Genomic DNA, 25,101 nt, shown 5'->3' with positions numbered 1-25,101 from the left:
CGGCCCCGGCCGTTCCGTGTACGGTTCTTGGTGTCCCTGCCAAGCGGTTGGCGGGGCACTGAACCCGAACCGGCGGGACATCCGGGCACACATGTACGTGGGGACCCTGTCCTTCGACCTGCTCCTCGGCGACGTACGGTCGCTGAAGGAGAAGCGCTCCGTCGTCCGTCCGATCGTCGCCGAGCTCCAGCGGAAGTTCGCGGTGAGCGTGGCGGAGACCGGCTCCCAAGACCTCCACCGCAGAGCCCGGATCGGCCTCGCGATGGTGTCCGGGGACGTGGGGCACCTGACGGAGGTACTGGACCGGTGCGAGCGCATGGTCGCGGGCCGGCCCGAGGTGGAGCTGCTGTCGGTACGGCGGCGCATGCACACCGATGAAGACTGAACGTGCCGCACGGCGGTACGACGAACGTAGGACGAAAGAGGAGAAGGACCGGTGGCCGACAACGCGCGGGCCCGCAAGCTGGCCGATCGCATCCAGGTCGTGGTCGCGGAGACCCTGGACCGGCGTATCAAGGATCCGCGACTGGGCTTCGTGACCATCACGGACGCCCGGGTCACCGGTGACCTGCGGGAGGCCACGGTCTTCTATACGGTCTACGGCGACGAGGAGGAGCGGGCGGCGTCCGCGGCGGCGCTGGAGTCCGCCAAGGGCATCCTGCGCTCCGAGGTGGGCCGGCAGACCGGCGTCCGCTTCACGCCCAGCCTGACCTTCGTCCCGGACGCCCTGCCGGACAACGCCCGCACCATCGAGGACCTCCTCCACAAGGCACGGGCCAAGGACGAGGAGGTGCGCGAGGTGTCGACCGGCAAGACGTACGCCGGCGACGCCGACCCGTACCGCAAGCCCGAGGACGACGAGGACGAGGGCGAAGCCTCGGAATGACACAGCACAACAGGACGCCCGACGGGCTTGTCATCGTCGACAAGCCGTCGGGCTTCACTTCGCACGACGTCGTCGCCAAGATGCGCGGGATCGCCAGGACCCGCCGCGTCGGACACGCGGGGACGCTCGACCCCATGGCCACCGGTGTGCTGGTCCTCGGCGTCGAGAAGGCCACCAAACTCCTCGGTCACCTCGCGCTGACCGAGAAGGAGTACCTGGGCACCATCCGCCTCGGGCAGAACACCGTCACCGACGACGCGGAGGGCGAGATCACCTCGTCCGCCGACGCCTCCCGGGTCACCCGCGAGGCCGTCGACGGCGAGGTGGCCAAGCTGACCGGCGACATCATGCAGGTGCCGTCCAAGGTCAGCGCCATCAAGATCGACGGCAAGCGGTCGTACGCCCGGGTGCGGGGCGGCGAGGAGTTCGACATCCCCGCCCGCCCGGTGACCGTGTCGTCGTTCCGGGTGTACGACATGCGCGATGCCGTCGCCGAGGACGGCACGCCCGTCGTCGACCTGGTGGTGTCGGTCGTCTGCTCCTCCGGTACGTACATCCGCGCCCTCGCCCGCGACCTCGGCGCCGGACTCGGCGTCGGCGGCCACCTCACGGCCCTGCGGCGCACCCGCGTCGGCCCGTACAAGCTGGACGGCGCGAGGACCCTGGACCAGCTCCAGGAGGAGCTGACCGTCATGCCGATCGCCGACGCCGCCGCGGCCGCGTTCGCCCGCTGGGACGTCGACGAGCGCCGGGCGAAGCTGCTGCTGAACGGCGTCCGCCTGGACATGCCCGCGTACGGGACGGCCCCCGTGGCGGTCTTCGGTCCCGAGGGCCGGTTCCTGGCGCTGGTCGAGGAGAAGAACGGCAAGGCCAAGAGCCTGGCCGTGTTCGGCTGACCGCCCGGCGCCCCCCCCGCACGGGGAGACGCGCCCACCGTGGAGCGGGCCACGGCCCTCCCGCCGCGCCGCGAGGCGCCGGGAGGCCTCCCGGCCCGCTCCACGATCCCCCTCGCAGAGGGTCTATCCGCCCGGCATGCCGGATTCACCCGGTTGGCCAGGCGCTCGGAGTGAAGGGCGGGAGCACTCGGGGGCGCTTTCGTTCCGCGACCTTCACCCGGTGATCAACTCCGTCCTACCGTCGACCCATGGAACGCGGGGAACGGGCGAGGCTGGTGCGGATCTCCGATCCGGCGGGCCGGACCCGCGGGGTCGGCTTCGTCGCCGACGACGAGGGCACGGTCGTCACCAGCCACGAGGCCGTGGACGGGCTGGTCCGGGTGGTCGTGCGCGCACCCGGTCCGGACGGCGGCGCCTCCGTCGCCGAGGGCGACGCGATCGTCCCGCTGCCCGGGGCCGACCTGGCGCTCGTGCGCACCGAGGGGCTCGGCGTGGCCCCCCTGCCGATCGCGGACCGGGGGAGCGTGGCGGCGGGAACATACGTACGGATCGCCGCGGACGGCTGGCGCGAGGCACGGGTCCTGGGCACCGCGCGGGTCACCTACACGGCGGCCGACCGGTTCCACCTGCTCGGCGAGGTGCTGGAGCTCGCCATCGGGACGGAGGGCCGGGAGGCGCTCCGGCTGGGCGGCGAGGCCGCGGGCGGGCCCGTCCTGGACGCCACGACCGGCACCGTCCTCGGCGTGCTGGGCACCGCCCTGCACGCCGGGCACCGGGCGGCCGGGCTCGCCGTACCGCTCGCCAGGGCCGCCGCGGCGGCGCCCGACGGCCCGCTGGCCGCCCTGCTGCGGCGCAACGCCGCCACCGTCCCGGCGTACGGCGCCGACCTGAACCTCGCCGGCGCGCTCGCCCTCACCGCCACCACCACCGCGACCACCGGTGCGCCCGGCACCGCGCCCGACCCGGTGGAACGCCGCTCCGTCGCGAGGGAGCTGGAGGCCTTCACGGACTCGGACGCCGTGGCCTTCGCCCTCGTCGGCGACCCCGGCTGCGGACGCACCACCGCACTGCGCGCCCTCGCCGCCCGCCGCGCGGGCGGCGACGCACCCGCCCCCACCCTCTGGCTGCGCGGCGCCGACCTCCGTGCCGACGACGCCTCCCTGGACGACGCGGTCGCCCGGGCGCTGCGGCAGGCCGGCCGTGTCGTCGCCTGCTCGGGCGCGCCGGGCGACATGTCGGCCGCCACCCCGGCGCGGGTGGCGCGGCTCGCCCTCGACCGGGGCCGCCCCCTCCTCGTCGTTCTCGACGGCGCGGAGGAGATGCCCCCTGTCCTGGCGCACCGGCTCGCCGAGTGGACCGCGGCAACGGCCGGCTGGCTCCGGGCGCACCGCGTCCGGCTCGTTGTCGCCTGCCGGCCCGAGCACTGGGAACAGGCGGGCGCGCTGTACCCCGCCGGGGCGCTGTACCGGCCCGGCCGGCCCGCCTGGCGGCTGCCGGACGCCCTGCGGATCGGCGACCTGGCCGGGCGGGAGGCCCGGCGGGTGCGCGAGCGGTACGGTTTGCCCGGCGACGCCCTCGCGGTGGCCGACGCCCGGCACCCGCTCGCCCTCCGGCTCCTCGCCGAGGTGCGGGAGGCGCTGCCCGGTGACGTACCGGGACGGCCCGGCCGGGCGGAGGTGTTCGCCGCGCACCTGGACCTGCTGTGCCTGCGCGTCGCCGGCCGGATCGCCACCGCGGCCCGGCCCCCGCTGCGGGGCACCGCGCTGCGGCGGCTCGCCGCCCGGGTCGCCGGGCGCGTCCACGAGGCGGCCAGGCGGTGCCTGGGACCCGGGCAGGGCGAACTGTCCCGGGAGGCGTTCGAGGAACTGTTCCCCTGGGCCACCGGCTGGGCGGCCGCCGTGCTGACGGAGGGCGTGCTGGTCCCGGCGGGTACCGGCTACCGGTTCGCCCACGAGGAGGTCGGCGACTGGATCCAGGGCGCCCACCTGGACCTGGACGCGGCGCTGCGGGCGCTGGTGCACGAGGGCACGCATGCGGACCTCCCGGTACCCCGCCACCGGATCGGCCCGGTCCTCCAGGCGCTCCTGCTGCTGGACCGCGCCCGGCGGCCGACCGCCCTGGCAACCCGGCTGGAGGGCCTGGTCGACGCCCTGGACCGGCTCGCGCCCGCGCCCGGTGCGGGGGCCGGGCCCCACGGGACCGACGCCGGTACGGAGGGCCGGGGCGACGGGACCTCCCGCGACGCGGGCGCCGGGGCCGGCGCACCGGTGGACGCCGGCGTACCGGGGGCCGAGGGGCGGGACGGGGACGCCGCCTGGTGGTGTGCCCGGCTGCTGGGGGAGACCCTGCTCCGGGTCCCGGACGTGCGGCTCTACACGGGCGTGCTGCGGCGGCTCGCCGAGTGCGTCACCGACCGTTCCGTCCGGCGGGGCGGCGCGCCCGTAGCGGACCAGGACCCGCTGCACGAGTTCGGGCCCTGGTTCTGGGAACGGCTCCGGCTCGGCGAGGACGACCGCCTCGACCTGCTGCGGCGCCTCGTGCCCGCCGACGGGGCACCCGGCGCGCGGGACGTACCGCGCTACCTGGACGCCGTCGCCGTACGGCTGGCCGTCGACCCCCGTGGCGTACAGCCCCTGCTGTGCCGCTGGTTCGGCGACGAGCGGCCGCTGCCCGCCCCGCCCGGCGCCACGGTGCGGCCCACCGTCGCCGGGGCGGCGCAGGCGCTGCTGTACGCCCACCGCGATCTGGCCGTCGACGACCTGTGCGAGGCACTCGTCTCCACCGCGCACCCGCGCGCCGACGAACTGCTCGCCGCCCTCGTCGAGGACGAGCCGGCCGCGCTGTGCCGGGCCGTCGACCGCTGGGCCCACGACGACACCCGGCCAGGACGCCGGGTGGCCGCCGCCACGTACGGGCGGCTCCTCGCCGCCCGGGTCACCACCGACGCGGAACGCGAGCTGCTCCGGTACGCGGCCGTCGCGCTCCTGGCCCGCCCCGGCGACCGGGATCTGCACGGACCGGCGCTCGGCCTCCTCGTCCGCGACCCGCACGGCCGCAGCCGGTACCTCGGCCCTGCCCTGGCCGCCTTCCTCGCCGGCGACCCCGCGCTGCCGGCGAGCGCCTTCACCGCCGCCCTGGCCACCCACCCCGAGCCCGTCCTGGCCGCCTTCCGCGCCCGGCTGCTGGACGGCGGCCCCGGGGCGGCCCCCGCCGAGGTGCTCGCCGTCCTCGCCGAGGTGCGCACCCCGGCGCTGGCCCGCCGCGCCGCCGAACTGGTCCGCGCGTACGTCCATCACCACCCGGCGGGCGCCGCCCACGCCGCCGCGTACGTCGACCGGCGCCTGGAGCAGGGCCCTGCCGCCCGTGCCGTGCTCTTCCCACTGGTCAGCGGGCTGCTGCGGGGCTCTCCCGTGGAGGTGCGCGGCGCGCTGGCCCCCGTCCTCGCCGCGCCCGGCACGCCCGCGTCCCGCCCGCTGCGCGACGAGCTCCTCGACGTACTCCTGGAGTACGAGCGGTACGAGAGCCACGACGGCCGGGACCTCGCCGTGCTCGACGCGCTGCTGCGGGCCGCCGCGCTCGGGTGTACGCGGCGGCCGGAGGCCCGCACCCGGGAGCTGGTCCACCGGACGGGGCTGCTCCTGGTCCGCACGCCCGAGGGCGCGACCTGCTTCGACCGGCGGCTGGTCGAGCTCGCCCGGGAGGTGCCGGGCTTCGCGTCCCTCGTCACCGGCTGGCTGCGGGAGGCGCCGGGGGACTGGGCGTTCGTGGTCGGCCCCAGCGCCCGGCGGACCGTCGAGGGCCTGGGCGGTCCGGCCCATCCGGTGCCGATGCGAGCCGCGAGCCGTGGGCATGGCAGTCTTAGACCTGCGTAAGAGGTCAATGACGTACACGGGTTCGGGCGAGGAGCGGTCACAGTGCAGCGCTGGCGTGGCTTGGAGGACATCCCCCAGGACTGGGGGCGCAGCGTCGTCACCATCGGCTCCTACGACGGGGTGCACCGCGGACACCAGCTGATCATCGGCCGGGCGGTGGAGCGGGCGCGTGAACTCGGCGTCCCGTCCGTCGTCGTGACCTTCGACCCGCACCCCTCCGAGGTGGTCCGGCCCGGCAGCCACCCGCCGCTGCTGGCCCCGCACCACCGGCGGGCCGAGCTGATGGCCGGGCTCGGTGTCGACGCGGTGCTGGTGCTGCCGTTCACGGCCGGGTTCTCGCAGCTCTCGCCGGCCGACTTCATCGTGAAGGTGCTCGTCGACAAACTGCACGCGCGTGCCGTCATCGAGGGCCCCAACTTCCGCTTCGGCCACCGGGCGGCCGGGAACGTCGACTTCCTCCGGGAGCTGGGCGCGACGTACGACTACGAGGTCGAGGTCGTCGACCTGTACGTCCGCGGCGAGGCGGGCGGCGGCGAGCCGTTCTCCTCCACCCTGACCCGGCGCCTGGTCGCCGAGGGCGACGTCGAGGGCGCCGCCGAGATCCTGGGCCGCCCGCACCGCGTCGAGGGCGTCGTCGTGCGCGGCGCACAGCGCGGCCGCGAGCTGGGGTACCCCACGGCGAACGTCGAGACCCTGCCGCACACCGCGATCCCCGCGGACGGCGTGTACGCCGGCTGGCTCACGGCGGCCGGGGAGCGGATGCCCGCCGCCATCTCGGTCGGCACCAACCCGCAGTTCGACGGCACGGAGCGGACCGTCGAGGCGTACGCCATCGACCGCGTCGGCCTGGACCTGTACGGGCTGCACGTGGCGGTCGACTTCCTGGCGTACGTACGGGGCCAGGAGAAGTTCGCGTCGATCGAGGCGCTCCTGGAGGCGATCGCGGCGGACGTCAAGCGCTGCCGCGAACTCACCGCCGACCGCTAGGTCGTGTCTGCGGCGCCCCGTCAGCCCTGCCGCGCCGCCCAGTGGCACGCCGCCCCCCGGCCGCGGCCGTCCAGGACCGGCAGGTCCCGGGTGCGGCACGCGGCCGCCACGCCCGCCCGGTCAGCCTCCCCGGACGCCAGGACCGGGCAGCGGGCGTGGAACCGGCACCCCGCCGGGACGCGGGACGGGTCCGGGGGCTCACCCGTCAGGAGCACCGGCTCCGTGTCGGACTCGGGGAGCACCGACAGCAGCGCCCGGGTGTACGGGTGGCGCGGCGCCGACAGGACCTCCTCCACCGTGCCGGTCTCGACGACCCGCCCCAGGTACATCACCGCCACCCGGTCGGCGATGTTCCACGCCAGGCCCAGGTCGTGCGTGACGACCAGCGCGGCCAGGCCCAGCTCGTCGCGCAGGCGCAGGAGCAGCGCGAGGATCTCGCCGCGCACCGAGGCGTCCAGGGAGGCGACCGGCTCGTCGGCGACGATGAGCTCGGGTTCGAGGACCAGCGCCCCGGCGATGACGACCCGCTGCCGCTGGCCGCCCGACAGCTCGTGCGGGTAACGGAGGAAGAACCGCTCCGGGGGCCGCAGTCCCGCCCGGGCGAGCGCCGAGGCGACGGCGGCCCGCTCGTCCCCGCCGTACCCGTGGATCCGCAGCCCCTCCGCGACCGCGTCGTACACGGTGTGGCGGGGATTGAGCGAGCCGCTCGGGTCCTGGAGCACGAGCTGTACCCGCCGCCGGTGGCTCTTGAGGTCCCGGGAGGCGTACGACAGGGGCGCCCCGTCGAAGGTGACCGAGCCGGACGTGGGCCGGACCAGGCCCAGCAGTGAGCGTGCCAGGGTCGTCTTGCCGCAGCCCGACTCGCCCACGAGCGCGACGATCTCGCCGGCGCCGATCTCCAGGTCCACCCCGTCCACGGCACGGGCGGCCTGGCCACCGCGCCGGCCGGGGAAGGTGACGTGCAGCCCGGAGGCGGCGAGCAGGGGGTTCATGCGGGGCTCCCGTCCGTCAGGAGGCAGGCCGCCAGGTGACCGGGCGCCGCCCGGACCAGCGGCGGGTCCTGGGACGCGCACGTCTCCAGCGCGACCGGGCAGCGCGGGTGGAACGTACAGCCGGAGGGCAGCGCGGCCGGGTCGGGCGGGTCGCCGGGCAGACCGCGCGGGGCGAGCCGGGAGGCCGGGTCGCCGATGCGGGGGAAGGCGGCCGACAGGGCGCGCCCGTAGGGGTGCCGGGCGGCGTCGTAGACGTCCCGGGCCGGTCCCTCCTCGACGATCCGGCCCGCGTACATCACCGCCAGCCGGTCACAGGTGTCGGCCAGGACGGCCAGGTCGTGACTGATCATGACGAGGCCGATGTCCCGTTCGCCGACCAGCGTCTCCAGCAGCCGCAGGACCTGCGCCTGGATCATCACGTCGAGCGCGGTCGTCGGCTCGTCCGCCACGATCAGCCGGGGCTCGCAGGCCAGCGCCATGGCGATCATCACGCGCTGCCGCTGCCCGCCGGACAGTTCGTGCGGGTACGCACCGGCCCGCGCGGCCGGCAGCCCGACCTGCTCCAGCAGCGCGCCCACCCGGGTGCGGGCCGCCCCGGCGGTCGCCCTCCGGTGGACGAGGAGGGGCTCGGCGATCTGGTCGCCGATCCGGTGGACGGCGTTGAGCGAGTGCATGGCGCCCTGGAACACGATCGACGCGCCCGCCCACCGTACGGCCCGCAACCGTCCCCACGTCATGGTCAGGACGTCCTCGCCGTCCAGCAGGATCCGCCCGGTCAGCCGGGCGGAGGCGGGCAGCAGCCGCAGCAGGGCCAGCGCCAGGGTCGACTTGCCGCACCCCGACTCACCGGCGACGCCCAGCTTCCGCCCCGCCTCCAGGGTCAGGCCGACCCCGCGCACGGCGGGTACGGCGGCGTCGCCCGTCCCGTACGTGACGTGCAGGTCCTGGATGTCGAGCAGGCTCAACGCCCCACCCCCAGCCTCGGGTTCAGCACGGACTCGACCGCCCGCCCGCACAGGGTGAAGGAGAGGGCGACGACGGCGATGGCGATCCCGGGCGGAGCCAGGTACCACCAGTGCCCGGACGACACCGCGCCCGCCTCGCGCGCGTCCTGGAGCATCCCGCCCCAGGAGACGACCGACGGATCGCCCAGGCCCAGGAAGGCCAGCGTCGCCTCGGTGAGGATCGCGGCCGAGATGCCCAGCGTGGTCTGCGACAGCACCAGCGGCATGACGTTGGGCAGCACATGGCGGCTCATGACGTGGCCGTGGCCGCCGCCGAGCGCCCTGGCGCGCTCGATGTACGGGCGGGACTCCACCGCGATGGTCTGCGCCCGCACCAGCCGGGCCGTGGTGGGCCAGCTCGTGATCCCGATGGCGAGGACCACCGTCCACATGCTCCGGGACATCACCGTGGCCAGCACGATCGCCAGCACCAGCGCCGGCATCACCAGGAACCAGTCGGTGACGCGCATGGCCACGGTCGAGAGCCAGCCGCCGAAGTGGCCCGCCAGGATCCCCACCAGGGTGCCGATGGCGACGGACAGCGCCGCCGCGAGCAGTCCGACGGCCAGCGATACCCGGGCGCCCCACACCAGCAGGTCCAGCAGCGACCGGCCGAACTGGTCCGTCCCGAGCGGGAACGCGGCGCTCGGCGCCTCCAGCGGCGTACCGGACGCACCGGTCACACTCCGCACCTCGTCACCGGCTCCCACGAGCAGCGGGGCGGCGAGCGCGACCAGCGCGATGAGGGCGAGGGCGGCGAGCCCGTACAGCCCGGCCCGCTGCCGGCGGTACCGGTGCCAGAACCGCGCCGCCGACTCCCGGCGGCGCGCCCACGTCAACGAGGACTTCGCGGAGGACTCCGGGGAGGAGTTCGCGGAGGACATCGAGGAGGGGTCCGGGGAGGAGTTCGCTGAGGACTCCGGGGAAGTGGTCATCGGCCCACCCGGGGGTCGAGGAACGGGTACAGCAGGTCGGCGAGCAGGTTCATCACGATCATCGCCCCGGCGAAGACGACGAACAGACCCTGCACGAGCGGCAGGTCCGGTACGGACAGCGCCTGGTAGAACAGTCCCCCGAGCCCCGGCCAGGAGAACACCGTCTCCACGAGAATCGACCCGGCGGCCACGTGCCCCAGGTTGATGAACACCATCGTGACGGTGGGCAGCAACGCGTTGGGCACGGCGTGCCGGCGGCGCACCAAGTCGTCCCGCAGCCCCTTGGCCCGCGCGGTCGTCAGGTAGTCGCCCCCCATCTCGTCGAGCAGCGAGGCGCGCATCACCAGCAGCGTCTGCGCGTACCCCACGGCCACCAGGGTGAGCACGGGGAGCACCATGTGGTGGGCGACGTCCAGGACGTACCCGAACCCCGTCGCGTCACCCGACTCCATGCCGCCGGTGGGGAAGAGGCCGGGCACCGGCCCGACACCCACCGAGAAGACGATGATGGCCAGCAGCCCGAGCCAGAACGACGGCACGGACCACAGCGTCAGTGCGACGGCCGTGTTCAGCCTGTCCCCGGGGCCGCCGTGGCGCCAGGCGGAACGGGTGCCGAGCCACAGCCCGATCGCCGAGTAGAGCACGACGGCCACCCCGGTGAGCAGCAGCGTGGCCGGCACCTTCTGCGCGATCAGCTCCCCGACCGGCGTCCGGAACTGGTAGGACGTGCCGAGGTCGCCGGTCAGCGCCTTGGCGCAGTAGTCGGTGAACTGCTGCCACAGCGGCAGGTCGAGCCCGAACTGCCGCCGCAGGGTCGCCATCTGCTCGGCCGACGTCGGCATGCCGTGCGTCATGACCTTGACCGGGTCGCCGGGCAGGACACGGAACAGGAAGAAGCTGGTGACGAGCACGGCGAAGAGGGAGACGGCCGCGCCGCCCAGCTTGCCCGCCAGGTAGCGCGGATAGCCGCTCGTCGTCCTGCCCGGGCGCCGCGCCGCCTCGGCGGGCGGGCCGACGGTGGTCACCACCGGCTACTCGCGGTCGTCGGCGGTGGAGCGGCGGCGCATTGCGGCCCAGACGCCCACCGCGACCAGGACCAGTGCGGCGGGGCCGATCACCAGCCACACCGTCGCCGAGGAGCCGGAGCCGTCGTCCGGGCCCTTCGCGGCCGGCTCCGCGGACCACCAGCTCCAGTAGCCGTCCTGGCCCCAGATGTTGCCGCCGTCCGAGGGCATCGTGGTGATCGACGCGATCTGGTCGGTGCGGTAGGCCTCGACCGCGTTGGGGTACGCGATGACGTTCATGTACCCCGTGTCGTACAGCCGCGACTGCAACCGCTTGACCAGGTCGGCCCGTCGGGCCGTGTCGTACTCCACCGCCTGCTGGGCGTACAGCTCGTCGTACCGCGCGTCACAGATGAAGTTGTCGGTCGCGCCGGTGTCCTTGGGGGTGGCGGGGAGTGCGCCGCAGGTGTGGATGGACAGGACGAAGTCGGGGTCCGGGTTGACCGACCAGCCGTCGAAGGCCAGGTCGTAGTCGCCCTTCGCCCAGGGGTCGGAGACGTTGTCGAGGCAGTCGACCTCCAGGCCGATGCCGAGCTCGCCCCACCACTCCTGGAGGTACTTGCCGACCGCCTTGTCGTTGGGGTCGGTGGCGTGGCACAGGATCCGGAAGTCCAGCGGCCTGCCGTTCTTGCCGGCCCGCTTGCCGCCGGCGTTCTTCCGGTAGCCCGCCCGGTCCAGTGTCCGCGCCGCCTGTGCCGGGTCGTAGGCGATCCGCTGCGCGCCCCCGGGCTTCCAGAAGTACGTGCCGAAGCGCGGCGGGATGTACCCCTCGCCCTCCACGGCGTGGCCCTGGAAGACCTTCTCCACGATGGTCCTCCGGTCGACCGCCTGGAACAGGGCCTTGCGGACCGCCGGGTCGAGCAGTGCCGGGTGGCCGCTGCCGAACTTCCTGCCGTCCCTGGCACGCGCCCCGGGGTTGGTGGCGAGGGCGAAGAACCGGCGGCCGGGGGCGTCGTTCACCTTGATGTCCGGCGCCGACTTCAGGGCCGCGGCCTGGGCGGGGGTGAGGTTCGGTACGAAGGACACCTCGCCCTTGCGCAGTGCGGCGACGGCCGCGTCACCGTCCTTGTAGTAGCGCAGCACCAGCTCGTCGAACTTGGGCGCGCCGCGCCAGAACGTCTTGTTGGGCGTGAGCTTGACGTACTGGTCGACCTTGTAGTCGGTGATGACGAAGGGGCCGTTGCCGACGATGGGGAACCGCTTGTCGTTGTTGAACTTCGAGAAGTCTCCGACCTTCTCCCAGACGTGCTTGGGGACGATCGGGACGTCGAGGGCCGTCATGGTGGCCTGCGGCTTCTTCAGCTTGATGACCAGCGTCCTCGGGTCCGGCGCGGTGACCTGCCGGAAGTTCGCGGTGAAGCTGCCGTTGGCGGTGGCGGCGTTCTCGTCCGTCATCATCTTGGTGAACGTCCAGGCCGCGTCCTCGGCGGTGGCCTTCTTCCCGTCCGACCACGTGGAGTCGTCCCGGATCGTGTAGGTCCACGTCAGCTTGTCCGGCGACGACTTCCAGGCGGTGGCGAGGCCGGGGACGGGGTGCGCGTCCTTGGCGTCGTAGTTGGTGAGGTACTCGTAGGCGAGCCGGTGGATGCTGGTGGAGACCAGCCGCTGGGCGAGGAACGGGCTCAGCGAGTCCACGCTCTGCGAGACGGCGATGCTGAGGACGGTCCTGCCGTCCCCGCCGTCCCCCTCGTCCGCCCGCGCGGGCTGGCCGGCGGTGAGTGAGGTGGCGGCTAAGCCTGAGGCGAGAAGCAGGCGGAGGGAGCGGTGTGGAGCCATGGTGACCATGAGGTTGACCTCGCGTCCATCTCGGGGCGCCGGCTGGTGAAGCGAAGGTCTACCAGCGGGACGGAGGCGCGTCAACGACGCGTCGGCGATCCTTTGACCATCCGTTGACGAGCCGTCAAACCCGCTCTGTGCTGCGAGAATGCGGTGAGGGCCCGCACCGTGACGACGGTGCGGGCCCTCATTGGTCCAGTCCTCTGACGCCCTACTGCTGAGGAGCTGGCGGAGCCTGCGGGGGCTGCTGCTGGGGCTGTTGTTGCGGATGCTGCTGCTGCGGCCAGCCGGGCTGCGGCTGCGGCGGCTGGGGCTGCTGCGGGTACTGCTGGGGGTGTTGCGGCTGCTGCGGCTGGTGCTGGGGTTGCTGCTGCGGGTGCTGCGGGTGCGGCGCCGGGGGCGGGGCCTGGCCGGGCTGAACCGGCTGCTGGTACGGCTCCCAGCCCTGTGCGGGATACGGCTGGCCGGGGGCCGGCTGACCGGGCACCGGCTGCTGGGGCGGGTAGGGCTGGCCCGGCACCGGCTGGCCGGGCACCGGCGGGGCCAACTGGGGCGGCACGGACCCGTGGCCGTCACCGGTCCACAGCCCCTGCGCCTGCTGCGCCCGTACGAAGTCCTCGGCGACCATCGCGGAGAGGTTGAAGTACGCCTCGCGCGTCTTCGGCCGCATCATGTCCAGGTCCACCTCGGCGCCCGCCGCCAGGTGCTCGTCGAACGGCACCACGACGACCCCGCGGCAACGCGTCTCGAAGTGCTGCACGATGTCGTCGACCTTGATCATCTTGCCGGTCTCGCGCACCCCGGAGATCACCGTGATCGAGCGCTGCACCAGATCCGCGTACCCGTGCGCCGACAGCCAGTCGAGCGTGGTCGACGCACTGGACGCACCGTCGACGGACGGGGTCGAGATGATGATCAACTGGTCGGCGAGGTCCAGGACACCACGCATGGCGCTGTAGAGCAGGCCCGTGCCGGAGTCGGTCAGGATGATCGGGTACTGCCTGCCCAGGACGTCGATCGCGCGCCGGTAGTCCTCGTCGTTGAACGTCGTCGACACGGCCGGGTCCACGTCGTTGGCGATGATCTCCAGGCCGGAGGGCGCCTGCGAGGTGAAGCGGCGGATGTCCATGTACGAGTTGAGGTACGGGATCGCCTGGACCAGGTCCCGGATCGTGGCCCCGGTCTCGCGGCGCACGCGCCGGCCGAGCGTACCGGCGTCGGGGTTGGCGTCGATCGCGAGGATCTTGTCCTGCCGCTCGGTCGCGAGGGTGGCGCCCAGGGCGGTGGTGGTCGTCGTCTTGCCGACGCCGCCCTTGAGGGAGATGACCGCGATCCGGTAGCAGGACAGCACCGGCGTACGGATCAGCTCCAGCTTGCGCTGGCGCTCCGCCTCCTCCTTCTTGCCGCCGAGTTTGAACCGGGCGGAGGCGGAGGGGTTCCGGCTGGACTTGGCCTTCTGCTTGTTGTTGCGCAGCAGGCGGTCGGAGGAGAGCTCCACCGCGGCCGTGTAACCCAGCGGCGCCCCCGGCACGGACCGCTCGCGCTGGTCGTGCGTGACGGAGCTGGGCCAGGCGGCCCCGGTCCGCGGATCGACGGGCGGCTGCTGCGGGTGCGGGGCGGGGTGCTGGGCCGCGTGCGGGTGCTGGGCGGGCTGCGGGTGCTGGCCGGGCTGGGCGTGCGGCTGGTGCTGGGGCTGGACCTGCTGGGCCGGGTGGGGGAAGCCGTAGCCGCCCTGGGGTGCGGGCTGCGCCATGGGCTGCTGGCCCGGGTGCGGGAAGCCGTAGCCCGCCTGCGGTGCTTGCTGCTGGCCGGGGTGGGGGAACCCGTACCCGGCCTGGGGCGCGGGGGCCTGCGGCGGGAGCGGCGCGGCGGGTGCCGGGGCCGGGGCCGGGGTCTGGTCCTGGGCGGGCGCGGCCGGAGCCGGCTGTGCGGGGGGCTGCGCCTGCGCCTGGGCAGGCGGTACGGGCCACTGGGGCGCGGCGGTCGGCGCGGCCGGCTGGAACGCGGGCGGCAGCGGCGGGAGCCCCGCTCCCTGCTGGCCCGGCACCGGGGCCCACGGCTGCGCGGGCGCGGGCGGTGCGGTGTCCTGGGGTGCGGGGCCCTGGGACGCGGTGTCCTGGGGTGCGGGGCCCGTGGGCACGGCGTCGGCGACCGCACCGGCGGCCTCCGGCGCCTCCTCCGCCCCGGTGGGCGTCCCGGCGACAGGGCCCTCGCCGTTCCCCGGGGCGTCGGGCCCGGCCTGGGCGTCCGCGTCGGCGTCCACCGCAGCGCCGTCGCCCTCGGAGCCGCCCTGCGAGGGCTCGGCCCGCTCGGCCGATCCCGCCGCCTCACGTGCCGCGATCTCCGCCATCTCGCGCTTCAGCGCGGCGGGGGAGAAGCGCATGGTGGCCCCGCTCTCCACGTCGCCGCCACCGAACGGCTGCGGCTGGTCCGCGGCCACGACCGGCTCGGCCTGCACCGGCTCGGCCTGCACCGGCTCGGCCTGCACCGGCTCGGCCTCCACCGGAGCCGGCCCCGTCTCCGGCTCCCGCGCGGGCTCGGCAGCCGCCTGGGTGACGGGAGCGACCGGAGGCGCCGCCGGAGCGGGCGCCTCCGGGCCAGGCACGGCAGGCACCGCGGGCACGGCAGGCACCGCGGGGGCCTCCGCCGCCGGCGCCCCCGGCGCCCAACCCGACTCGAAGTCGCCGCTCGACGGCGCCCCAGGAGCCTCAGCCGCCTCCGGAGCCACCACCGCCCCCGCATCCGGTGCCACAACCCCGTCGACAGCCGCGGCCGCAACCCCCTCAGCGGACGCGGGCGCATCCGCCACCGCCGCCTCCGCGGGCACATCCGCGGCCGCCGGCGCGGGCTGCTCGGGCACCGCCACCGGCTGCTCGGGCACCGCCACCGGTGTGGCACCGTGCGGCGGCGGGGGCGGGACGGGCGTGGCCGACGGAGCGGCGGGCGTCCCGGCCCCCGACGTGTCGCCCGCGTTCTGCGTGTACCAGGCGGGCGGGGTGTAGTCGATGGTGAACTCACCCGTCATCTCGGCGGGATCCGCGTCGGACTCCTCGACGGGAATGTTCCAGCTCCCGTGGATGTCGTCCCGATCGCCGTTCACTTTGCCTCCTGGTGTGGTCGAGCACCCTTGTGCCGTCGTGGGTGGGGGCCACCGTTGTTCCGATCGGCCCGGCTCTCCCCCGGGGCGTGGCGGCCATGCCCGTACGACCGCGCCGCGCCCTCACCCACCCTAATCGCCAACACCACCCGCCCGGCAGGCCCGCCCGGCGTCGGCGCACCTCCGCGCCCCACCCGTGTCCCTCATGTGACCTGCACACGGCGGAGCGTGAGGGGCAGAGCCGTACAAAAGGGGAGCGATCCAACGGAGGCGGGGCCCGGCCGGCCGGCGAGGTCCCGAAGGCCCCCGCCATGGCCGGGTCCTGGCCCCGTCCTGTACCCGGTCCCGTCCCGCGTGCCGGCCCCGAGCCGTCAGCGCAGGTCGAACTCGCCGTCGCGCGCCCCGAGCACGAACGCCCGCCACTCGGCCTCCGTGTACCGCAGGACGGTGCCGGGGTCCAGGGAGGAGCGCATGGCGACGGCCCCGCCCGGGAGGTAGGCGATCTCCACCCGCTCCTCGTCCGCGCTCGTTCCCGGGGCGCCGTGCCATTCGACGCCGGAAATGTCGAGCGCGTACAGCGCTTCCTTCTCCTCTGCGCTCCCCATCACGGTTCCCTTCGGTCACGGCCGGCCGGCCGGGCGTGGGCAAACACCCGGTGGCGGCGCGTAGTTGGATGTTGCTGAAGCGTCACCATCGGTATCGTAGGCCAGTCGGCAGGCCGGGGACGGACGTCTTCCGCGGATCGGTACGCCGCCCCGCGGGGCCCGCGTCGGCCGCAGCCGGGCCCGTACGTCACCCGGGGGAGTGAGGCGCGGCGGGGCTCAGTCGATCCGGCGGGGCATGCCCAGCAGGCCCGACTCCGCGTCGGTGGCGGCGGTCATCACCCAGTGCCGCTCCCGCCCGGAGCACCAGAGGGTCACGCCGTCCGCCAGGGTCGGCAGCGCCTCCGTCTCGGTCCTGTGTAGGCCCAGAATCCGGCCGATCTGCTGCGCCTCCTGGGGCGAGACGCGCTGGACGCCCACGAGCGTGGCCATCCGCATCAGCCGTGGTGCCACGGGGCTCAGATAGGGGAGCAGTGTCAGGACGGACTGCCACGGCGAGGACACCACACGCCCCCGGGGCGGGCGCATGCCGCAGTCCCGTACGACGACGACGGGACTGCCCACGGTCGCGCCCAGCGGCGGTACGCGGCCCACCTCGTGCAGGGTGACGCACTCCAGCCCGGCCCCCGCGGACTGCGCCAGGGTGGTCCACTCCTGCGGCCGGCCCGTCTCCACCGCGACGCGCGCCCCGGTGCCCGCCGCCCGCAGCGCCAGCACCTGGGCGGTCCACAGGCCGCCGATCAGCAGGACGTCGTACGGCGTGGAGCGGTGGAAGCCGATCAGCTGCGGGCGGCCCTCCGCGTCGTCGCCGATCACCACGCCGTCGTCCCCGACGGGCAGGGACAGGGCGCCCAGGTGGTCGGTGGCCACGCTGTGGCCCGCGTGACGGGGTCCGAACAGCCCCCGGAGGCCGCGTGCGGAAGCGGTGCGTGCCATCAGCGCGCACCTCCCAGCGGCAGCGTCGCGAGGACACCGGGAAGCTGTTCGCGGTCCAGGCGCAGCAGGCCCACCTTCGCCGACCGGGCGGCCTGCTCCAACGCCCGCCGCACCCCGACGAGTTCGGTGTCGGATCCGCCGGTGATACGTACGTGGCCGAGGATGTTCATCGCCCCCTGGCGTGTTCCGCGCCGCAAGGTGAGGCTGACGGTGGTGGCGTACGCCGGAACGGACGTCAGCAGCGAGACGAGCTGGGGCAGCGGCGACGCACCCCGGCCCAGCTCGGGCCAGCGGCCGACCGCGTAGGTGGTGTGCCACCGGTCGTCGCACCGCCAGACCCGCGAGGTCTCCGCCGTACGCCGCTGCGGCGCCGCGCCGGGACGCGCCGCCCGCGCCGCCGCGCGGGGGTTGGCGCACGCGGCGGTGGCCACCGTGGAGTTGAGCTCCTCCTGGTCCAGCACCACCGCCTGGAAACCGGCCCCGGTCAGACGGCTCGCCACGTGGTCCGCCACGCGCACCAGGCAGCGCTGTGCCCCCTCCGTACCGCCGCCGCGCGCCTCGACCGCCTCGGCGCAGAGCTCCGGGTCGAGCTTCACCGCGACCCAGGTCATCCGCGACGCGGGCGCTCCGGTGCGCTCGTGCAGGGGGGCGTACGAGAGCCGCGCCACCGCCTGCTGGGGCAGGTGCGGTGCCGGTGCGGGCCGCACCTGCTGCACCAACTGCACCGATTCCACGACGATGTCGTCGACCTGGAGGGCGTCGCCCAGGACCGACAGCGGCAGGGCCCGTGCGCCGGAGGCGGGGCGCAAAGCGGAACCGCTGGCCTCGATGCGTACGACACCGGTCAGGAAGGTGCCGTCGCCGAGCATCCCGACGGTGCGGCGCCGGCGGTCCACGTAGGGGTACGGGCGGAAGCCCGGCACGCTCTCCGTGACACCGGCCAGCGACGGGTCGGTGTCGGCCGCGGGGGCGGCGGCCCCGCGCCTGCGGGCGCGCAGCGAGAGTGCCGTGGACAGCCAGTCCTGAAGCGCCCTTCCCCTGCGGCGGATCACGGCGAACAGCACCATCAGGCACGCCACGGCGCACGTGGGGACGACCCAGAGGCCGCCGAGGGCGAACCCGACCGCGGCCAGGGCGAGCGCCGCCTCGACGAGGACCAACTGACGGAGCTGCAAGGGGCCGAGACGGCCGGTGCGGGAGAGGGGACGGAGTGTGGTGGTCGCGGGAGGGCCCTGAGTGGGCGGCGTGGAGCGGGCGTTACTCCGTTGCCGTCGGGAACTGTCGGGGGCCCGCCGAGAAGTCCGCCCATTTCGCGCGCGCGTCGCCGTACCCATCGCCGCGTTGCCCCCTCGTGTCCGCAATTGCCAAATTCTTATGGGCGTTGACCGGGCGATCACCCTACCTGAGCGGTGGGACGCAAGCGCCAGCAGGCATAGTAGTGCGCGGCGCGACGGCAGAGGGTTTTCGATGCGTGTGGGAACCTGGTCGCCCAGAGGGGATGAGGGGCAGCGGACAAATGGCATCACGACGGGACGAACTCAACGCCTATACCTTCGCAAAGCGGAGGCTTGTTGCGCAGTTCGTGCAGCCCAATACGACCGGCTCCGAGGAGGGCGCTCCGCGCCCGCTGCGCGCGGTGGTGCCAGGAGCCATCGCCGGCGCCGTGGTCCTCGCCGTCTTCGCCGCCTGGGGCATGTTCAAGCCGGTGGCGCCGAAGAGTTGGGACACCCCGGGCGAGAACGTCATCATCGCCAGCAAGTCCACCACCCGCTACGTGGTGCTCAAGACCGGCGACAAGACGCAGCTCCACCCCGTTTTGAACATGTCCTCCGCCAAGCTCCTGCTCAACCCCGACAAGGGCACGGTGATCAACGTCGACGAGTCGGTGCTCGACGACGGCAGGATCCCCCACGGCGCCACCCTCGGCATCCCCTACGCCCCCGACCGGCTGCCCGACCCCAAGGAGGCCGGCGCCGCCAAGCGCTGGGCCGTCTGCGAACGGCCGGGCGAGGGCGGCCGCGCCATCCAGAAGGCCGCGTTCGTCTTCGCCGAGCGCGAGGAGGGCCGGACCGAGGGCGCCGACCGCCTCCGCGGCGGGGAACTGCTCTACGTCGAGGGCCCCGACGCCACGCGGTACGTCGTCGATGCCGGAGGCACCGCGTATCCGGTGAAGAAGGACGAATTGCTCCTCCGCCAGCTCGTCGGCCAGGGACGCGCCGCCCAACGGGTGTCGGCCGCCTGGCTGGAGACCCTCCACAAGGGCGACACCATCACCTTCCCCACCGTCCCCGGCACCCCCGGCGAGCCCGCCGGGATCGACGGACCGCTCGACCCCGAGGACAACAAGGTCGGCATGGTCCTCACCGCCACCGACGGGACCAGGAAGCAGCAGTACGTCGTGCTCCGGGGCCGGGTCGCCCCCGTGTCCGACTTCATGGCCAAGCTCCTGCTCAACAGCAGGGAACTGATCGACCTCGGACAGGCCGGCCAGGCGAAGTCGGTCAGCGCCGGAGCCTTCCAGCCGGGCGAGGCGTTCGGCCGGGACAAGAAGTGGCCCGAGTCCGCGCCCAAGCCCGTCAACGACGCCGGCATCGGCGAAGGCAAACGCAACACCGTCTGCAACGTCCTCCGCGAGGTGGACGGCGACAACGGCAGGACCACCCTCAGCACCTGGGCCGGCAGCGACTTCCCCGCCACCCTCCCGACCGGCTCCAGCAGCGCCTACGTCACCCCCGGCTCCGGCCAGCTCTTCCGCCAGTTCAAGGGCTCCACCACCCACACCGGCTTCCTCTTCCTGGTCACCGACACCGGACTCCGCTACGCGATGCAGTCCAACGGCGACACCGCCACCGACGACTCCGGCATCGGCTCCTCCGGCTCCAAGGAGGAGAAGCAGGCGCGTCAGCAGGAGGCGCAGCAGGCGCAGAACCGCCTCGGCTACAAGGGTGTGGGCCCCGTCCCGGTCCCCGCCGCGTGGTCGGCCTTCCTCCCCACCGGCCCCCGCCTGTCCACCGGCGCGGCGCGTCAGCCGCAGGGCTCCTGAGGGGCGGGTCGCACATGACATCCACGTACCGGCGCCCGCTGGCGGCCTCGGCCGTCACCGCGCTCACCCTGGTCCTCGCGCCCACGGCCCCGGCCGCCGCGGACGACGGCACCCAGTGCACCTTCCCCGGCAAGATGTACGAAGGCCGGCCCTGGTCCCTTCAGCGCGTCCTGCTGGACGAGTTGTGGAAGCAGTCCACCGGCAAGGGCGTGCGGGTCGCTGTCATCGACACCGGTGTCGACGTCAAGAACCCGCAGCTGACGAAGGCCGTCGACACCAAGAGCGGCATCAACCTGCTCCCCAAGGACATCAAGGACGACAGCGGCAACAAGATCGAGCGGGGCAAGGAGGACGGCACCACGGACACCGTGGGCCACGGCACCAAGGTCGCCGGCATCATCGCCGCCCGCCCGGCCAAGGGCACGGGCTTCGTCGGCCTCGCCCCCGACGCCACGATCATCCCCATCCAGCAGAACGACGCCGAAGGACACGGCACCACCGACACCCTGGCGACCGCCATCAAGCACGCCATCGACGCCGAAGCGGACGTCATCAACATCTCCCAGGACACGGCCAAGGCCGTGAAACCCTCCCTCTCGCTGAAGCAGGCGGTGGACGAGGCGCTGGCCCGGCAGATCGTGGTGGTGGCCTCGGCGGGCAACGACGGCCTGGGCGGCAACGTCAAGAGAACCTACCCGGCCTCCTTCGAGGGAGTGCTGGCAGTGGCCTCCTCCGACCGCAACAACGAACGGGCGTTCTTCTCGCAGTCGGGCGAGTTCGTCGGGATCGCGGCACCGGGCGTGGACATGGTCTCGACCGTCCCCGGCGGAGGCCACTGCGCCGACAACGGCACCAGCTTCTCCGCCCCGTACGTCGCGGGCCTCGCCGCCCTCATCAAGGCCAAGCACAAGGACTGGACGCGAAAGCAGATCGTCGCCCAGATCCAGCAGACCGCCGAACGGTCGGTGGCCGGGCACGACCGCCTCGTCGGCTGGGGCGTCGTCGACCCGGTCCGCGCCCTGACGGAGGACGACAAACCCATCGAGGCCCCGGTCGCCCACGAGGGCATCACCCGCGCCGAGGCCCCGACCCCGGCCGAGCTCCACCTCGGCGAGACCCCCGAGCAACGCAACGCCCGCCTCGCCACGTACGTGGTGATCGGGGGCGGAGTCCTGGTCGCGGTCATCACCGGCACCGCGGTGGCCTTCCGGGACGCGCGGCGGCGGGCGCGGCGGGTGGCGCGGCAAGCGGCCGGCTGAATGACGGCGAGCCGGGCCGGGGCAAGAAGCCCGCGATTGCAGCCGCACAGCGGCGTCCTCCGGGCGTCGCGAGCGCGTTGCCGCCGCGGGTCATGTCGCCGCGAGCGAAGTCCGGCGGCGACAATGGCACTTGGGACCGTCACACCTGGTGGTTAGAGTGACATCCGTGGATCGCGGTGCGCCGCGATCGCAATGCAGGACGGCTGTAGCAAACGGGGAGGAATGGGCATCGTGCTTCCGGCAGAGGGTGGGGGCGGCTCGAGTGGCACGAGCGATCTCGAGCGTGGTGTAGGGGCGCTGAAGCGCTTTCGGGAGCGCGTGAACACGTTGCTGACCGAGCTGGAGGAGAGCGCGGCGAGCGGGACGAAGATGTCCGCGCAGACGATTTCCCGCGCTTCGGTGAGCGGTGGAAGCGCGGAGGAGTTCCCCGAGGCGGAGGGGCTCTTCACGCAGTACAACCGGGTCCATCAGTCCCTTGTCAGGCTTTCTCGGTCGCTCAATGACCAGATCACGATCCTGAGCATCGGTGTGCACGCCGCGGACGTCGGTTTCGACAACGTCGAAGAGGACGTGCGGCGCGAGTTCGCGGTGATCAAGGCGCGTCTCGACCGGGAGCGTGCGGCGGCAGAGGCCCGTGAGACGGGCGAGAAGACGCAGACGCCGACCAGCAACGACAAGACCGCGGACGGGGGAACGTACCGATGACCGAGAACAAGCCGGCGCAAAGCCCGAAGGAACAGCACGAGCAGGACCTCGCACGCGTCCACTCCCAGCTCGGTGTGACCGATATGGCCAGGACGGTCACCGGGCTCATGGACAGCTTCTTCGGAGGCGGCTCGAGCGGCCCCGGGCCGTTCGCGAGAAGCAACTTCGAGAAGCGGGAGCTCAACGACCTGATCGACCTGGTCGACAACACCAACCCCGCGGATCTCGAGAGCGCCGGCACCGCGCTGTGGAGCGCGAGGGACGCGCTCCGGGACGCCGCTCACGAGCTGCAGACCTATGTGGACAAGGTCGACTGGAAGGGCGAGTCCGGCGAGTCGTTCAGGGCCTTCGGGCGGGAGCTGGCCGACCACGCGCGAGAACTCGCCGCGTTCGCGGACGTGGCCGGTACGCAGATCACGGTCGCCGGCACCGGCCTCGCCTCCGTGAAGATGCCTCCGCGTGACGACCGGGCGGTGAAGCGGAAGCCCGAGAGCATCCCGCCGGAGGAACGCGCGGCCAAAAAGGCGGAGTACGACAAGGCGGTGCAGGTCGAGAAGGACCGCCAAGAGGCCATCAACCAGATGTACAAGCTGGCCTCGTACTACGCGGTGTCGGAGCAGACGCTGGCGGCGAAGCAGCCCCCGGAGTTCAAGGCGACGCTGAAGACGAATGTGCCGCCCCCGCGGGGCAGCATTGACATGCCTCAGGGCGCCACGGCGGGCAGCAACGAGCAGGCGGTGAGGGCACCGCGAGGGGCGACGTCGGAGATGGCCGCGCCGAGGGACACCGCCGCACCGGCGCCCACGGAAGCCCCCACGGAAGCTCCCACGCGCGTCGCACCTGCCCCCCGGCAGCCCGACACGGCGATGGAGATCGACAGCGTCGCGCCCCCGCCCCCACTGACCACAGCACCTCCCCAGACCTCGGTGGTGCCTCCCACAGGGCCGAACCCGCCCCAGACCGCGCCGATGCCGCCAGTGGCTCCCTTCCCCAATGCGGTGAAGGGCGGCCCCCGGCCCCGGGAAGCCACCGGCCTGCCGCGTACCACCGGTCCGGGCAGGGGCCCTGTGGGCCGAGCGGGCATGCCCGAGACCAACCCCGCGGCAGGACGTCAGGCGAACGGCAGGGGAGGCCAGCCGCCGCTGGGTCGGTTCGGCGGCCAGGGCCCCGTCCAGGCGCCGAATCAGAATCCGGTCACCGGACGCGCCGGCGGCCCGCCGAACGTCGCGGGGGGACGAGGGGCCATTCACCAGCCCTCGGGGACCTCGCGGACCGGACGGGCGGACGGGATCGTCGGGGGAAGGCCACAGCACACTCCTGGCCCGCAGTCCACTTCTCGTCTTCCGGGCGGAAGGGTCGTCGGCGGGGAGGGCACGCCGACGGGCCGCCCCGCTGGGGGCCAGACCGGCCGGCGCGGCATGGTGGGGACGCCACCCGCGGACACGGGTGTGCGCCCCGGGGCCCGGCCTGTGGCCCGGCCCGACGGAGTCGTGGGCGGCACACCGCGTGCCGGCGCGACGGGCTCGCGTCCCGGGACCGGCGGCTTCACACAGGGCGGTACGGGCCTGACTCGTGCGGCGAGGGGCCGGAACGAGGGTGAGAACGAGGAGCAGGAGCGCACGGAGTCGTCCCGTCCTGACTACCTGACGGAAGACGAAGAGACCTGGGAGAGTCGGCGTCGAGGTGCCGTCCCTCCGGTGATCCAGTAGGTACAGGGAAGGTTCGGAAGTCAGGATGGCGTCAGCTATGGGCCGGAACCGGAAGCGCGGTGTGTCCGGCACCGTCCGGCGAGGGATCGTCTGTGCCACGGTGGCGGTCGGCGTCTGGTCCACGGGCCTCGCGGGCACGGCGTCGGCGGCACCCGCCGAGAACGTGCGGGCGAAGCAGTGGTATCTCGACGCGATGGCCGCCGAGGAGCTGTGGAAAGTCACCACCGGCGAAGGCATCAAGGTCGCTGTCATCGACTCGGGCGTCAATCCGTCCACGCCTTCGCTGAAGGGGCAAGTGGAGAAGGGGTTCGACGCCACGGAGACCGACGGCGACGAAACGGACGATTACAGCGGCCACGGCACGTCGATGGCCGAGCTGATCGCGGGTACGGGGCGGGGCGGTGGTCTGCGTGGCCTCGCTCCCGGCGTGAAGATCATTCCTATGCGGATCTCCGACTCGGAGTACCAACAGAACCGCAAGGTGAACGGACAGGACGTCGCGGATGCCATCCGGGCTGCTGCGGACAGTGATGCGCAGATCATCAACATGTCCTTCGCCAGCGACTACTCCGAAACGGAGACGCGAGAAGCGACGAAATACGCACACCGCAAGGGGAAGCTCTTCTTCGCCGGTTCCGGCAACAACGCGGCCAGTGGGAACAAGCCCCAGTACCCGGCTGCCTACCCGTACGTGGTCGGCGTCGCGTCCGCCGACAAAAAGGGAAAAGTCTCCGACTACTCGCAGCACGGTGACAACGTCGACCTTGCCGCCCCCGGAAACGACATCCCCGGCTGGTGCGACGAGACGTTCACGAAGTACTGCGGCGGGGACGGCGGTACGAGTTCGGCCACCGCCATCACATCGGCGTCCGCCGCCCTCATCTGGTCCCAGCACCCCGACTGGACGGCGAACCAGGTCCTGCGCGCGATGATCGACACGGCCGCCAGGGACTGGAAGGAGGGCACCCGGAGCGTCTACCTCGGTTACGGTCTGATCCGCCCCGGCCAGATCATCCTGGACAAGAAGGGTGACCCCGGCGCGCCCGACATCAGCCCGCTCACCCGTCAGAAGACGGGGGGCGACATCCCTGCCAAGGGAGCGCCCGCTCCCGCTGCACCAGTTCCGTCACAGGCCTCGAAGGGCAAGCCGGGCTCCGACGCGATCGTGGCAGGCTCCGGCAAGGAGGCCCAAGAGGCCCAGGAGGCCGACGGGGGGAGCAAGTCGGGCCTCGTCATCGGGGGAGCGGCCGTCGTGGTCGTCCTCGCGGGAGCCGCCTACGCGATCGCACGTCGGCGGCGCAGCGCCTGACCGGACCAGGTGCGTCAGACTTCACCTTT

Annotated in this window: 19 protein-coding genes; 10 read left to right on the top strand and 9 right to left on the bottom strand. The window is 73.5% G+C overall.

Annotated elements, in window-relative coordinates:
- Nucleotides 1-91: 91 nt before the first annotated feature.
- The 5 genes from ACZ7LK_RS31845 (at nucleotide 92) to ACZ7LK_RS31825 (ending at nucleotide 6,641) form a co-directional block, all read left to right on the top strand.
- On the top strand, nucleotides 92-385 hold the full coding sequence (locus ACZ7LK_RS31845) for a DUF503 domain-containing protein (protein WP_392277701.1): 294 nt from the start codon (nucleotides 92-94) through the stop codon (nucleotides 383-385).
- A gap of 51 nt (nucleotides 386-436) precedes the next feature.
- On the top strand, nucleotides 437-886 hold the full coding sequence (gene rbfA / locus ACZ7LK_RS31840) for a 30S ribosome-binding factor RbfA (RefSeq protein ID WP_392277702.1): 450 nt from the start codon (nucleotides 437-439) through the stop codon (nucleotides 884-886).
- Nucleotides 883-1,782, top strand: coding sequence for a tRNA pseudouridine(55) synthase TruB (gene truB, locus ACZ7LK_RS31835; RefSeq protein ID WP_392277703.1), 900 nt, complete (start codon nucleotides 883-885; stop codon nucleotides 1,780-1,782). Before rbfA ends, truB begins: the two co-directional genes overlap by 4 nt.
- 248 nt (nucleotides 1,783-2,030) lie before the next feature.
- Nucleotides 2,031-5,654, top strand: coding sequence for a trypsin-like peptidase domain-containing protein (locus ACZ7LK_RS31830; RefSeq protein ID WP_471144606.1), 3,624 nt, complete (start codon nucleotides 2,031-2,033; stop codon nucleotides 5,652-5,654).
- 42 nt (nucleotides 5,655-5,696) lie between these two features.
- A complete protein-coding gene (locus tag ACZ7LK_RS31825) occupies nucleotides 5,697-6,641 on the top strand; it encodes a bifunctional riboflavin kinase/FAD synthetase (RefSeq protein ID WP_392277705.1) in 945 nt (314 codons plus the stop codon).
- Between the two features lie 20 nt (nucleotides 6,642-6,661).
- Here ACZ7LK_RS31825 and ACZ7LK_RS31820 read toward each other — a convergent pair whose 3' ends face one another.
- From ACZ7LK_RS31820 to eccE, 9 genes are all read right to left on the bottom strand, one after another.
- The gene (locus ACZ7LK_RS31820; RefSeq protein WP_471144605.1) at nucleotides 6,662-7,633 is read right to left on the bottom strand and encodes an ABC transporter ATP-binding protein; all 972 of its coding nucleotides are present in this window, start codon (nucleotides 7,631-7,633) and stop codon (nucleotides 6,662-6,664) included.
- Nucleotides 7,630-8,598: an ABC transporter ATP-binding protein gene (locus ACZ7LK_RS31815; RefSeq protein WP_392277707.1), complete on the bottom strand. Its 969-nt coding sequence runs from the start codon at nucleotides 8,596-8,598 to the stop codon at nucleotides 7,630-7,632. Before ACZ7LK_RS31815 ends, ACZ7LK_RS31820 begins: the two co-directional genes overlap by 4 nt.
- Complete coding sequence (locus ACZ7LK_RS31810; RefSeq protein WP_471144608.1) at nucleotides 8,595-9,521, bottom strand: ABC transporter permease; 927 nt, start codon at nucleotides 9,519-9,521, stop codon at nucleotides 8,595-8,597. The genes ACZ7LK_RS31815 and ACZ7LK_RS31810 overlap by 4 nt, the downstream gene beginning before the upstream one ends.
- A 47-nt stretch (nucleotides 9,522-9,568) precedes the next feature.
- Nucleotides 9,569-10,597 (bottom strand): ABC transporter permease, encoded by a 1,029-nt coding sequence (locus ACZ7LK_RS31805; RefSeq protein ID WP_392277709.1) that lies wholly within the window; start codon nucleotides 10,595-10,597, stop codon nucleotides 9,569-9,571.
- Nucleotides 10,598-10,603: 6 nt separating this feature from the next.
- The gene (locus tag ACZ7LK_RS31800) at nucleotides 10,604-12,421 is read right to left on the bottom strand and encodes an ABC transporter substrate-binding protein (RefSeq protein ID WP_392277710.1); all 1,818 of its coding nucleotides are present in this window, start codon (nucleotides 12,419-12,421) and stop codon (nucleotides 10,604-10,606) included.
- A 202-nt stretch (nucleotides 12,422-12,623) separates the two neighbouring features.
- Nucleotides 12,624-15,512: an SCO5717 family growth-regulating ATPase gene (locus ACZ7LK_RS31795; protein WP_471144604.1), complete on the bottom strand. Its 2,889-nt coding sequence runs from the start codon at nucleotides 15,510-15,512 to the stop codon at nucleotides 12,624-12,626.
- A gap of 368 nt (nucleotides 15,513-15,880) precedes the next feature.
- On the bottom strand, nucleotides 15,881-16,114 hold the full coding sequence (locus tag ACZ7LK_RS31790; RefSeq protein ID WP_392277712.1) for a DUF397 domain-containing protein: 234 nt from the start codon (nucleotides 16,112-16,114) through the stop codon (nucleotides 15,881-15,883).
- A 216-nt stretch (nucleotides 16,115-16,330) separates the two neighbouring features.
- Complete coding sequence (locus tag ACZ7LK_RS31785) at nucleotides 16,331-17,047, bottom strand: hypothetical protein (RefSeq protein ID WP_392277713.1); 717 nt, start codon at nucleotides 17,045-17,047, stop codon at nucleotides 16,331-16,333.
- Complete coding sequence (gene eccE / locus ACZ7LK_RS31780) at nucleotides 17,047-18,381, bottom strand: type VII secretion protein EccE (RefSeq protein ID WP_392277714.1); 1,335 nt, start codon at nucleotides 18,379-18,381, stop codon at nucleotides 17,047-17,049. Before eccE ends, ACZ7LK_RS31785 begins: the two co-directional genes overlap by 1 nt.
- Nucleotides 18,382-18,563: 182 nt before the next feature.
- Here eccE and eccB point away from each other — a divergent pair, with 182 nt between their 5' ends.
- From eccB to ACZ7LK_RS31755, 5 genes are all read left to right on the top strand, one after another.
- Nucleotides 18,564-20,090: a type VII secretion protein EccB gene (gene eccB / locus ACZ7LK_RS31775; RefSeq protein WP_471144603.1), complete on the top strand. Its 1,527-nt coding sequence runs from the start codon at nucleotides 18,564-18,566 to the stop codon at nucleotides 20,088-20,090.
- Nucleotides 20,091-20,104: 14 nt separating this feature from the next.
- A complete protein-coding gene (gene mycP, locus ACZ7LK_RS31770; protein WP_469464626.1) occupies nucleotides 20,105-21,349 on the top strand; it encodes a type VII secretion-associated serine protease mycosin in 1,245 nt (414 codons plus the stop codon).
- A gap of 222 nt (nucleotides 21,350-21,571) precedes the next feature.
- Nucleotides 21,572-22,054 (top strand): hypothetical protein, encoded by a 483-nt coding sequence (locus ACZ7LK_RS31765; RefSeq protein WP_392277717.1) that lies wholly within the window; start codon nucleotides 21,572-21,574, stop codon nucleotides 22,052-22,054.
- Entirely contained in the window at nucleotides 22,051-23,763 is a 1,713-nt protein-coding gene (locus tag ACZ7LK_RS31760) for a WXG100 family type VII secretion target (RefSeq protein WP_471144602.1), read from the top strand. Before ACZ7LK_RS31765 ends, ACZ7LK_RS31760 begins: the two co-directional genes overlap by 4 nt.
- A 25-nt stretch (nucleotides 23,764-23,788) precedes the next feature.
- Entirely contained in the window at nucleotides 23,789-25,072 is a 1,284-nt protein-coding gene (locus ACZ7LK_RS31755; protein WP_471144601.1) for a S8 family serine peptidase, read from the top strand.
- The last annotated feature ends 29 nt before the right edge of the window (nucleotides 25,073-25,101 follow it).

It is taken from the genome of Streptomyces sp. NPDC039423 (assembly GCF_055598725.1).
The sequence above is the reverse complement of the archived record's forward strand: the minus strand, read 5'-3'. Positions and strand labels throughout refer to the sequence as shown.

What these genes read in the sequence shown, in the direction of transcription:
- ACZ7LK_RS31755 (WP_471144601.1), top strand. Translation starts at nt 23,789, where the DNA reads ATGGCGTCAGCTATGGGCCGGAACCGGAAGCGCGGTGTGTCCGGCACC.
- truB (WP_392277703.1), top strand. Translation starts at nt 883, where the DNA reads ATGACACAGCACAACAGGACGCCCGACGGGCTTGTCATCGTCGACAAG.
- mycP (WP_469464626.1), top strand. Translation starts at nt 20,105, where the DNA reads ATGACATCCACGTACCGGCGCCCGCTGGCGGCCTCGGCCGTCACCGCG.
- ACZ7LK_RS31785 (WP_392277713.1), bottom strand. Translation starts at nt 17,047, where the DNA reads ATGGCACGCACCGCTTCCGCACGCGGCCTCCGGGGGCTGTTCGGACCC.
- eccB (WP_471144603.1), top strand. Translation starts at nt 18,564, where the DNA reads ATGGCATCACGACGGGACGAACTCAACGCCTATACCTTCGCAAAGCGG.
- ACZ7LK_RS31845 (WP_392277701.1), top strand. Translation starts at nt 92, where the DNA reads ATGTACGTGGGGACCCTGTCCTTCGACCTGCTCCTCGGCGACGTACGG.
- ACZ7LK_RS31820 (WP_471144605.1), bottom strand. Translation starts at nt 7,633, where the DNA reads ATGAACCCCCTGCTCGCCGCCTCCGGGCTGCACGTCACCTTCCCCGGC.
- ACZ7LK_RS31810 (WP_471144608.1), bottom strand. Translation starts at nt 9,521, where the DNA reads ATGTCCTCCGCGAACTCCTCCCCGGAGTCCTCCGCGAAGTCCTCGTTG.
- ACZ7LK_RS31830 (WP_471144606.1), top strand. Translation starts at nt 2,031, where the DNA reads ATGGAACGCGGGGAACGGGCGAGGCTGGTGCGGATCTCCGATCCGGCG.
- eccE (WP_392277714.1), bottom strand. Translation starts at nt 18,381, where the DNA reads ATGGGTACGGCGACGCGCGCGCGAAATGGGCGGACTTCTCGGCGGGCC.
- ACZ7LK_RS31765 (WP_392277717.1), top strand. Translation starts at nt 21,572, where the DNA reads ATGGGCATCGTGCTTCCGGCAGAGGGTGGGGGCGGCTCGAGTGGCACG.
- ACZ7LK_RS31800 (WP_392277710.1), bottom strand. Translation starts at nt 12,421, where the DNA reads ATGGTCACCATGGCTCCACACCGCTCCCTCCGCCTGCTTCTCGCCTCA.
- ACZ7LK_RS31760 (WP_471144602.1), top strand. Translation starts at nt 22,051, where the DNA reads ATGACCGAGAACAAGCCGGCGCAAAGCCCGAAGGAACAGCACGAGCAG.
- ACZ7LK_RS31790 (WP_392277712.1), bottom strand. Translation starts at nt 16,114, where the DNA reads ATGGGGAGCGCAGAGGAGAAGGAAGCGCTGTACGCGCTCGACATTTCC.